Origin of the sequence: Rhodococcus sp. 008 (assembly GCF_001682295.1) — a bacterium.
Classification (GTDB): Bacteria; Actinomycetota; Actinomycetes; order Mycobacteriales; family Mycobacteriaceae; genus Rhodococcus_F; species Rhodococcus_F qingshengii.
The window spans coordinates 4,195,070-4,207,482 of sequence record NZ_CP012749.1 but is presented as its reverse complement, the minus strand read 5'-3'; the positions used below and the strand labels follow the sequence as shown (position 1 = coordinate 4,207,482).

Sequence of the window (12,413 nt, the reverse complement as noted above, 5' to 3'; positions counted from 1 at the left end):
TCCGGCAACAACGAACCCACACCGGTGCGGACATCGTCGACCGAAACGCTCACACCCGCAGCCGGAACCACATACGCCACCAACCGCTGATCACCCGGAGAATCCTCACGAACAACCACCGCCGTCTGCGCCACCGACACATCCGCCAACACCGCAGACTCGATCTCACCGATCTCGATCCGGAAACCACGGATCTTCACCTGATCATCCGCGCGACCCAGATACTCCAAATCACCAGCACTGTTCCACGACGCGACGTCACCCGTGCGGTACAACACCTCGCCGGCATTGAACGGATTCGCCACAAACCGCGTCGACGTCAACCCCGCCTGACCCAGATAACCCCGAGCCAACTGAACACCAGAGACATACATCTCACCCGCGACACCAACAGGCACCGGAGCCAAACGCGTATCGAGCACGAACACCTGCAGACCCGAAATAGCCTGACCCACAACACTCGCCGACGCATCCGCCGCCAACGCACCATCCAACACACGATGGCTCACATGCACCGTCGTCTCCGTGATGCCGTACATGTTCACCAACGTCGGCGCGAAGTCACCGCGGCGGCCGTACCAATCCGACAAGCGACGCAGCTCGAGCGCCTCGCCGCCGAAAACAACCCACCGCAACGACAACTCAGCAGCCCGACCGGATTCCGACGCCAACCGATCAGCCTCGGCCAACTGATAGAACGCCGACGGCGTCTGATTGAGCACCGTCACCCGCTCAGCAGCAAGCAACTCCAAGAACTGCTCCGGCGACCGCGACGTCACATAATCCACAACCACCAACGTGCCGCCGTACAACAGCGGACCCCACAACTCCCACACCGAGAAGTCGAACGCATAACTGTGGAACATCGTCCACACATCGGATTCGTCGAACCCGTACACACCCTCGGTATTCGCAAACAACTTCGCCACCGTCGTGTGCGGAACCTGCACACCCTTCGGGCGACCCGTCGAACCCGACGTGTAAATCACATACGCAACATTCGACGACCGCAACGGCGCAACACGATCCGCATCCGAAACCACCGAACCATCGAACTCCGACACATCCACCGCGTCGATATCAACCACAGGCAAACCAGCGGGCAACACCAACTCACGCCCGGACCACGAAATCGCAGCCACCGGAGCAGCATCAGCCAACATGAACTCGACACGATCAGCCGGATACGACGGATCCACCGGCAAATACCCCGCACCGGACTTCACCACCGCCAACAACGCCACCACAAGATCCGCCGACCGCGGCAACGCCACCGCCACCAACGACTCCGGACCACAACCCTGAGCAATCAACCTGCGCGCCAAACGATTAGCCCGCACCGACAACTCACCATACGACAACGACTCGCCACCGAACCGCACCGCAACCCGATCACCAAACCGCGCAGCAGCATCATCGAACCACGCCGACAACGTCGAATCCACACCACGATCGATCTGGCCGGCACTGAAGCGGGACAGCAGGTTTCGTTCTCCATCGACCAAGATGTCAACGTCACCCACCGCTACGGTGGGATCAGCAGTCACCGCACGGAAGGTCCTTACCAGCCGATCACCGAATTCCACAACGGTCGACTCGTCGAACAGATCCGTCGCATACGTCAAAGAGGCGGACATTCCGGCGGGTGCGCCGGCCTCGTCGGTTCGTTCGGTCAGGGTCAACTGGAGGTCGAATTTCGCCAGCGCAAGATCGGCACTTTCGATCGACACTTCGAGGTCGCCCAGTTCGAGCGTTGTCTGTTCGTGGTTCTGGAACGTCAATGCCACCTGGAACAGCGGATGACGAGCCTGCGAACGAACCGGATCGAGAACCTCCACCACACGCTCGAACGGAACATCCGCATGCGCGAACGCCTGTAGATCCACTTCACGCGCCGAAGCCAACAGATCCGTGAACGACATCGACGGATCAACCTCGGTACGCAACACCAAAGTGTTGACGAACATACCGATCAGATCGTCGAGCTGCGCCTCACCGCGACCCGCGATCGGTGTACCGATCGCGATGTCGGTCGTTGCGGACAAACGAGAAAGTACGACGGCGAGCGCTGCGTGAACAACCATGAATGGTGTCGAGTTACTGCTGTGCGCAATCGAATTGACAGCTTCGTGCAGGGTGGCGTCGATATCGAACTCGACCTCGGCTCCGCGCCCTGAAGCGACCTCGGGACGCGGACGATCGGCAGGCAGATCCAACTGCTCCGGAAGATCAGCCAACGCATCCGACCAGAACGCAATCTGCTTCGCGATCACGGACCGCGGATCGTCCTCGGACCCGAGAACCTCACGCTGCCACAACGAGTAATCGGCGTACTGCACCGGCAACGGCGTCCAAGCCGGCACCGACGCTCGTGTACGTGCTTCGTAGGCAACCATCACGTCACGGGTCAACGGACCCATCGAGAAACCGTCGGTCGAGATGTGATGCACGACGAACACCAGAACGTATTCGCTGTCGCCGACTTTGAAGAGCTTGGCGCGCAACGGGACTTCGGACGTCACGTCGAAGCCGACTGTCGCCAGCTCTGCGACGCCCGCAGCCAGGCGATCTTCCGTGATCGACACGGGGCTGAGATCGACGACAACGTCTTGGACGTCGAGGACGTCCTGATAGCCGACGCCGTCGACGTCTGGATACACAGTTCGCAGTGATTCGTGTCGGCCCACGACATCGATCACGGCGGCGTCAAGAGCTGCCACATCGAGGGCGCCCGAAATCCTGATCGCCGCCGGGACGTTGTTCACTGCCGACGCGGGTTCGAACCTGTTCAGGAACCACATGCGCTGCTGCGCCAACGAAAGTGGGATCCGAGCTGGCCGGGGCTGCTGCACCAGTGGGGCGGTGGCGCCCGAACCGGCGTGCAGCTCGAGCCGGACGGCGAGTGACTGCACGGTCGACGCTTCGAAGAGCGCACGAACCGGAACGCTTGTGTCGAGCGCCTCTCCCAGCCGAGCGGCGACACGGGTCGCGATCAACGAGTTGCCGCCGAGTTCGAAGAAATCGTCGTCGCGGCCAACCTGTGCGACTCCGAGAACTTCGGAGAACACCTGCGCGACAGTCTCTTCGACGGTCGTGATCGGCGCCTGGTACACCTTGGACTCGAACACGGGCGAGGGCAGAGCCTTGATGTCCGTCTTGCCCGCGGTGGTCAACGGAATCGAATCGAGTACCAGTACCGAGTCGGGGACCATGTAGCCGGTCAGGAACGTCGACACCGACTCGATGACCTGTGCGGGATCCACCTCGGCGCCGGCCTGCGGCACGACGTATGCAACGAGACGATCTCCGAAGTGATCGTCGGAACGAACGAGAGCAACAGCTTGCGCAACGCCCGCGCAACGGGTCAGCGCGGCCTCGATCTCGCCGAGTTCGATACGGAACCCACGGATCTTGACCTGGAAGTCACTGCGGCCCACGTACTCCACTGCGCCACCGTCGATCCACCGGACCACGTCACCCGTGCGGTACAACCGCTCTCCCGGCGCCCCGAACGGGTCTGCGACAAAACGACCCGCTGTCAATGCCGGCTGTCCCAGGTATCCACGAGCGACCTGAACACCCGACACGTACAACTCACCTGTGACACCAACCGGAACGGGCTGCAAGCGGCCGTCCAAGATCCGCGCGGCCATTCCCCGAATCGGGCCGCCGATGTTCATACGATCAAACGCGGTCAGCGTATCGCTGATGTTCGAGGCGACTGTCGACTCCGTCGGACCGTACGCATTGAAGAATCCACGCACACCGCCATCCGGAAGCGGCACCGCCCACTTGGCAACGAGAGACCGCGAACTGGCTTCGCCACCGACGACAACCACCCGCAACGCGTCGAGCCCGCTCGGATCCACTGATGCCAGCGCAGCGGGCGTCACGAACGCATGCGTCACGCCCTCCGAGCGCAAGATCTCGGCCAATTCCGCGCCGCCGTACACCGTCGTCGGCGCAATCACCATCGTCGATGCTGCGCCGAATGCCATCAGCAACTCGAGAACAGAAGCATCGAAACTCGGCGAGGCGAAATGCAGCGTTCGAGCATCCGCGGTCAGCGCATAGCGCTCGACCTGCTCGGCGCAGAAGTTCGCCACACCCGCATTGGTGACCACAACGCCCTTGGGCAGACCCGTGGTGCCAGAGGTGTAGATGACGTAAGCAGGCTGCCGCTCGTCGATCGCACTGCGTCGATCCGAATCACTCACCGGCGCGCAAGATTCTGCCGCGCACGCCGCCACTGTCTTCTCGTCGTCGAGAACAACCCACGTCAACGCCGACGGCAATCCTGCCTCGACGTCACTGAGCGCAAGACCCAGCACCGCACCGGAATCGGAGATCATGTGGGCGATACGGTCAACCGGATACGTCGGGTCGACGGGCACGAATGCAGCACCCGTTTTCACCACTGCCCACAGAGCGAGAACCGAATCGGCCGAACGCGGAATCGCGATCGCGACCCGATCCTCCGGCCCGACGCCCTTCGCAATCAGAACACGAGCGAGTCGCGACGACCGCTCGTCGAGTTCGCGGTAGCTGATCGACTGACCGTCGAAGCGAATCGCATCCGCCGACGGATCCACAGCGGCCGCCGCTGTGAGGATCTCGACCAGGGTTCCCGAGACCGACTGACCTCCATGAACATCGGCCAGCACACCCCGCTCGGCCGCATCGAGAATATCGATGTCACCGACGACAATCGAAGGAACCGACACGACAGTCTCGAGGATACGAACCAGACGCCGAGCAAACCCCTCGACCGTCGAAACGTCGAACAGATCTGCAGCAAACGTGAATTCGGCCGAGAGCCCTTGCTGGATCCCGTCTTCGCCGATCGACTCTGTTACTGCGAGTTCGAGGTCGAACTTGGCAGTGGTCGTGTCGATTTCGGCGGCCTTGATCGCCAGTCCCGGCAGTTCCAATGCCGTTTGCGCGAGATTCTGCAAGGACAGCACAACCTGGAAGAGCGGATGTCTGGCCTGCGACCGGGCGGGAGCCAAGACGTCCACCAACCGCTCGAAGGGCACGTCCGAATGAGCGAACGCTCCGAGCGCGGAATCACTCGCCGCAGCCAGCAGATCCGTGAATGCCTGGGCCTGGTCGACCTCGGTGCGCAGAACAAGCGTGTTGACGAACATACCGACGAGATCGTCGAGCGCCTCGTCCCCGCGACCGGCAACGGGAGTGCCCACGGCGATGTCCGAGGTCCCGCTCAGTCGGGCCATCAGAACGGCAAGCGCCGAGTGCAACGCCATGAAGAGCGTCGCGTTGTTCTCCCGTGCCAGCGCGTCCAATCGACGGTGCACATCCCCGGAGATCTCGAACGCAAATCGCTCGCCGCGCATCGACGCCACATCAGGCCGAGACCGGTCCGACGGAAGCTCGATCACATCCGGTAGGTCTGCCAGAGTCTCGGTCCAGTACGAGATCTGCTGCGAGATCAGTGATTCCGAGTCGTCTTCCGACCCCAGAACCTCACGCTGCCACAACGAATAGTCGGCGTACTGCACAGTCAACGGCTGCCACGCCGGCGCGGTCCCATCCTTGCGTGCCGAGTAGGCAATCATGACATCGCGAGCCAGGGGCGCCATCGACCAACCGTCAGCGGCGATGTGATGAACCACGATCGCGAGGGTGTGCTCGGTGTCGCTGACCGTCAACAGGCGGACACGGATCGGCACATCGACAGTGACGTCGATCGCTGAGGATCCGATTGCAGCGACTCGACTTTCGAGCTCGTCCGGATCCGAAACCGACTCCACGGTCAGCCCGCCGAACGCCTCCGAAAGCGACAGAATCGACTGCTTCGGTCCGGAAGCCCCGTCCGGATATACCGTTCGGAGCACCTCGTGCCGGGCCAGTACGTCCTCCAGCGCCATTTCCATCGCGGCAGTATCGAGATGACCAGTCAGGTGCAGAGCAAAAGTGATGTTGTAAGCAGCTGAGTCGGTGTCGAAGCGGTTCAGGAACCACATGCGCTGCTGCGCCAGCGACAACGGAATTTCCGCGGGACGCACCTGTGCGACGAGCGCCTTCTGCCCGCCGCTACCTACGTGCGACTCGATGTGTGCGGCGAGCGCCTCGACGGTGGAAACGTCGAATAGCGTTCGCACCGGCACCGTAGTGTCGAGCGCCCGCCCCAATCGGGAGGTGACCTGAGTGGCCACCAGGGAGTTGCCACCGAGTTCAAAGAAGTCGTCGTCGAGGCCGACTCGTTCCACTCCGAGAACATCCGCAATCACCTGCGCGACAATCTCTTCCACCGGCGTGGTGGGTGCACGAAACTCGCGGACCTCGAAAACAGGCTCCGGCAAAGCCCGGCGATCCAATTTGCCCACCGGGGTCAACGGAACCTCAGCGAGTTCCAAGATGACGGACGGAACCATGTAGCTCGGCAGAGCCTCCGCCACGAACGAGGCGAGCACGTCCCGATCGAAACTCGACCCGTCAGCCAGTTCGACGTAGGAAACGAGGGTTGTGACACCCGCCGCGCCTTCGCTTCCGACCGTCACCGCGAAGCGCACAGACTCGTGCGAGGACAGAACTGCGTCGATCTCACCGAGTTCGATACGGAATCCGCGAACCTTGACCTGGAAGTCACTGCGGCCGACGTATTCGAGAACCCCCGCGTCACCGCGCGCGTCTCCGCCGGTCCAGCGCACGACATCGCCGGTCCGGTACATTCGCTCGCCATCCGGCGAATACGGGTTGGCGACAAACCGTTCCGCAGAAAGGCCTCGCCGCTCATGGTAGCCGCGAGCCAATGCAGCGCCCGCAAAGTAGAGCTCTCCCCTGGTACCGACTGGAACAGGATGCAGACGCTCGTCGAGTACCAGTGCCGACATGCCCTCGACGGGACGCCCGATGTCGATCGATCGGCCGATCGCGAGATCGCCGAACGACGAGATGATAGTGGTCTCGGTCGGACCATACCCATTGAAGTAGGCGCGCCCTGGGGCCCATTTCGCCAGCAACTCGGGAGTGGTCACGTCACCGCCGACGGAGACGACTCGCAATTCAGGCAGCTCTGCCGGCTCCATGGTCCCGAGTACTGCGGGAGTGATGATCGCGTGTGTGACCTTCTCGGAATGAAGAAGATCCGACAACTCGTGTCCACCGATAATTGTCGACGGAACGATCACCAAAGTTGCACCCGCGGAGAAGGCGACCATCCATTCGAGTACCGACGGGTCGAAGCTCGGTGAACAGATATGGAGGAAGCGCGAGGACTGTTCTACCCCGTAGCGACGCTGTGCTGCGTCTCTGACGCCACGGAGTCCACCGTGAGTGACGCTGACACCCTTCGGTTTTCCCGTGGAACCGGATGTGTAAATGACATATGCAACGTGAGAACTGTGAATCGGAGCGATTCGGTCCTCGTCCGTGACCGGCGCTGAAGATTGCGCCGACAGTTCTCCGTTCAGCGCCTGGCCGTCAAGGACCAACCATTCTGTGACCGCAGGAAGCTGATCTACGAACTGTCCCGACGTGAGTCCGATCGCGGCCGAAGAATCGGCCAGCATGTGCCGGACACGATCTTCCGGATAACTCGGGTCGACTGGGACGTATGCCGCCCCTGACTTCGCCACCGCCCATACTGCACAGACCATCTCGTACGAGCGAGGAAAGGCGAGAGCAACAATGGTCTCGGGGCCGGCGCCACGTCCGATCAGAACCCGAGCGAGCTTCGACGACTGCTCATCGAGCTCTCGATAGGTGATCGATCGACCCTCGAAGCGCACAGCAACCGAATCCGCCTCAGCCGTGCCGGACAGGAAGATGTCGACGAGACTCTGCCGGGGCATCGTGTCATCCGCGGCTACGACCGTCAGATCGGTGCGCTCGGAGCGTGAGAGCAGTTCGATATCGCCGACGATCGTTTCAGGTCGGGTAGCCACGGCATCGAGGATGCGCACGAACCGAGTAGCGAAAGTGTTCACCGTGGCCGGATCGAACAGGTCCGTGGCATAGGTGAAGGTGGCGCTCAAGACGTCCGAGTCTTCGCTGCCTTCAGGATTCTCGGACACCATGAGCTCGAGATCGAATTTGGCGACCGGGACTTCCAATTCAGCTGCAACTGCTTTGACACCTGAGAATTCCAGTTCGCGTCGTCCACTGATCTCCGCAGTGAGCGCAACCTGGAACAGCGGGTGACGAGCCTGCGAACGCGCCGGACTCAGGACTTCGACCAACCGCTCGAACGGCACATCGGCATGCCCGTAGGCAGACAAGCCCGATTCCCTTACCCGAGCGAGCAACTCTTCGAATCGTTCGTTCGGATCGACCTCGGTGCGAAGCACCAGGGTGTTCACGAACATGCCGATCACGTCGTTGAGCGCTTGATCGCCTCGCCCGCCGATCGGGGCACCGATCGCGATGTCGGAGGTACCACTGAGCCGGCTCAACAGCGTTGCATATGCCGCCTGCAACACCATGAACAGCGAGACGCTCCTCGAGCGCGCCAACTCGTTCAACTTGCGCGTCGTGCGTTCGCTGATCTGAAAATGGTGCTTGGCACCGTGATTGGACGCGATGGCAGGACGAGGTCGGTCGGTCGGCAGATCCAACTGATCCGGCAGATCGGCAAGTGCCCGGCGCCAGAAGTTGATCTGGCGAGACGACTCCGAGCGCGGGTCTTCGTCGGATCCCAGTGCTTCGCGCTGCCACAGGGCGTAGTCGGCGTACTGAATCGGCAGCGGCGTCCACGCCGGCGCAGACTTCTCACTTCGCGCCGAGTAGGCGACGAGAAGGTCACGTGCGAGCGGACGGAACGACAGTCCGTCTGCAGCGATGTGATGGAGAACCATCACCAGGACGTAGTCCGTCGGAGACACCTCGAAGAGGGCAACCCGTACCGGGATTTCGAGCGTCACGTCGAAGCCGCGAGACGCCACGTCGAACAGCGCCGCGTCGAGATGCGAATTCCGAATCTTGACCGGATTCAACTCCACCGCGGCCCGGTCGACCGGCAGAACCAGCTGTTGCGCGGTTCCGTCGACATCAGGGTAGATCGTCCGCAAGGACTCGTGTCGCTCGAGAAGATCCATCACCGCGGCATGCAGGGCGGACGGGTCCACCGAACCGGTGAGCCGGACCGTGAACGGAAGATTGTAGGCGGGCGTCGACGGATCGAGACGGTTGATGAACCACATGCGCTGCTGCGCAAGCGAGAGCGGGACGACCTCGGGACGAGGCTTGGCGATCAGCGGGGTGAGCTGCCTGGCGTTGCCCGCCACCGACTCGGCGCGGGCCGCCAGGGTGGCGACCGTGGTGGATTCGAAGAGCTCTCGAACGCCGAGTTGCACTCCCAATGCCGAACCCACTCGCGTCACCAATTGTGTTGCAACCAGAGAGTTTCCACCGAGCTCGAAGAAGTCGTCATCGATACCGACGAGCTCGACACCGAGAACGTCGGCAAACACGTCCGCCACGATGCGTTCGATTTCGGTGCGGGGCTCGCGGTACTGCTTCGCACTCGCGAACACCGGCTCGGGCAACCCGGCACGATCCAATTTGCCACTCGTGTTGAGCGGCAACGCATCGAGCACCATCAACGCGGCCGGAACCATGTACGACGGGAGGCTTCGGCCGGCGAACTCACTGAGCACCGCAGCATCGATGTTTCGGCCTGGACCCGGCACGACGTAGCCGACCAATTGATCACCGGTCGGGGTGACGGTCACCAAAACGACAGCCTGCGAAACGTCGGGGTGTGCCAGAAGGACGGTCTCGATTTCGCCGAGCTCGATGCGCTGTCCACGGAACTTCACCTGGAAGTCGGTACGCCCGATGTAGTCGAGGTTTCCGTCCTCACGGCGGCGGACGAGGTCGCCGGTCCGGTACATACGCTCACCGGCCGTGCCGTACGGATTGGCTACGAACCGATCCGAGCTCAGGTCCGGTCGACCAACGTATCCGCGCGCGAGTTGAACGCCGGCGAGATAGAGCTCACCCGGCTGCCCGATGGGGGTCGGGCGAAGTTGTCCGTCCAGTACGTGCGCCTGAGTGTTCCACTGTGGCATACCGATCGGCACGGAAGTAGTGTCCGTGGCCACGGCCTCGTAGTACGTGACCGACACCGCGGCTTCGGTCGGACCATACAGGTTGTGCAGTCCGGCTCCACAGAGTTCGTGGAAGGCGGAAGACGTCTCGGGCGGTAGCGCCTCGCCGATGACGAACACGTGGCGCAACGAATCACAAGATCCGGCAGGTGCATTCGCAGTGAACAGCGTGAGCATGGATGGCACGAAGTCGGTGATCGTGACGCCGAGCTCCGCGATCTTGTTCGCCACGTAGATCGGGTCGCGATGACCGTCCGGAGTCGCGACGACGAGCGTGGCGCCGACCTGCAACGGCATGAAAAATCCCCACAGCGACACGTCGAATGTCGTAGCGGTCTTCTGCAGGTAGATGTCCGACGCCGAAAGCCCGTACTCGGCGTTCATCCACTGAAGCTGATTGTTGATCGCCGCGTGAGTGACCGCGACACCCTTGGGTCGACCGGTCGAACCCGAGGTGTAGATCACGTACGCAGTGTTCGAGAAATGCAAGGGAGACAGGCGATCCGCGTTGACGATCGGTCTGCTGTCGAGCTGCCCATAGTCCAGTGTGTCGATCTCGATGACCCGTGTGCCCGAGGGCAGATCCACGTCGTCCCGCGCAGTGGTCACAACACACGTGGGCTGCGCCGACTCGAGAATGTAGGCGGTGCGGTCGGCTGGGTGGTCGGGATCCACCGGTACCCAGGCTCCGCCGGCCTTGGCAATCGCGTACAGACCGACCATCAAGTCCAAAGACCTGCGGATCGACAGTCCTACAAGCGATTCGGGCCCAACACCCATGGCGATGAGTTGACGAGCCAAACCATTTGCGCGAGAGTCGAATTCGGCGTACGTGAGGCTGGCGCCTTCGAAAACGACAGCGGTGGCATCGGGAGTTCTCTCGACCTGACGCTCGAATGCTTCGGTGATGGTCTGCGAGGCAACGTGGAAGCCGGTGCGGTTCCACAAGGCAACCTTGTTTCGCTCCTCGTCGGTTGCGACAGGAAGATCCCAGACCTTGCGGCTCGTTTCGGCCGAGACGAACTTCTCGAGAAACTCCACGAACCGCGAGTGATTTCGCTGGGCGTCCGCGGGCGCATACAGATTGGGATTCGACTCGAAGTCGATGTGTGTGCGGGTATCGCCGACGCTCTGATACAGGTTGACACCGAGGTCTTCGATCAAACCCGTGGACAAGATGTGAAGTTCGCCGACGAGGGGCCCGAACGCCAACTCGGTGGAAAACATCATGATGTTGATCCAGGGGCCGAAGAATCCGCCCCGGCCCGGCCCGTCCCCGCCGCGAACCATGTCCTCGTGTCGGTATCGCTGGTGGCGCAGTGCGCCGGACATTTCGTTCCTGACATCGTCCAGAAGCTCCTGGACGGTGGTGTCCGCGGTGACGGTCAGGCGCAGCGGCACGACGTTGGAGACCATGCCTCCGGATCGACGCAGCACGGCTGTTGTTCGACCGGAAACGGGCAGACTCAGCGACACGTCCTCTCGTCCGGTCATCTGAGCGAGGTACGCCGCAAACGCCGCGACGACAGTGCCGGCAACAGTGGTCTTCTCGATGCGCTCGAGGAACCGCCCGAGCAGAGCCTCGACGTGGTTGGACAGCGCTGCACTGTCGATCCGACTGACTGGAGCCGGCGCGGCACTTCGACCCGCGAGGCTCGAGATCTCGTCGAGATTCTCGATCTTGTCTGCCCAGTACTTGCGATCGGTTTCGAAACGACTCGACTGGCGGTACTTGTTGTCCACCTCGTAGACGTTCCGGAGATCGGAGGCCTCACTCGGCTCCGGATCCCGGCCCTCCACGCGCGCCGAGTACAGCTCCGCCACACGAGTGACGAACGTCGACGCACCGAAACCGTCGAGAATTGTGTGATGGACCCGTGTGTACCAGTAGTAGCGATTCTCGCCGAGCCGCAGGATCGTGGCAGAGATCAAGCGGTCCGTGAGCATGTCGATCGGCCGGCTGCGATCTGCTCGCATCCACCGCATGGCAGCGTCGTGCGAGTCGTCTTCACTACGAAGGTCGACGTAACCGACCGAATCATCGAGTGTGGGGTCGATGATCTGGTAAGGCTGGGCGTCGATCTCGAAGATCCGGACGAAGGCCGACCCGATTTCGCGACCGGCGTCTGCGCAGGCCTGCCGAAGGGCGTCAAGTTCCAGAGCACCACGGAGTTCGACGTACTGAGCGATGTTGACCGGAACGGCGGGATCGAGGTGTTGCGCGAACCACATACCGAGCTGGGCCGCGGAAAGCGGGAATGCGTCGGATCGCTGAACGTCTTCCGGCGAGCTGCCGACCTCCGGCTTGCCGCTCCCCAGTTCTCCGTTACCCAGCGAATTCAC

At 62.1% G+C, this 12,413-nt stretch carries 1 protein-coding gene (cut by a window edge); it reads right to left on the bottom strand.

Annotation, left to right across the window (positions count from 1 at the left end):
- A protein-coding gene (locus tag AOT96_RS19650; RefSeq protein ID WP_156778956.1) for a non-ribosomal peptide synthase/polyketide synthase crosses the window boundary here: on the bottom strand, positions 1-12,413 show its 5' portion. Its footprint begins 16,333 nt before the window's first position; only the first 12,413 of its 28,746 coding nucleotides appear in the window; it begins with the start codon at positions 12,411-12,413; the stop codon falls past the left edge of the window.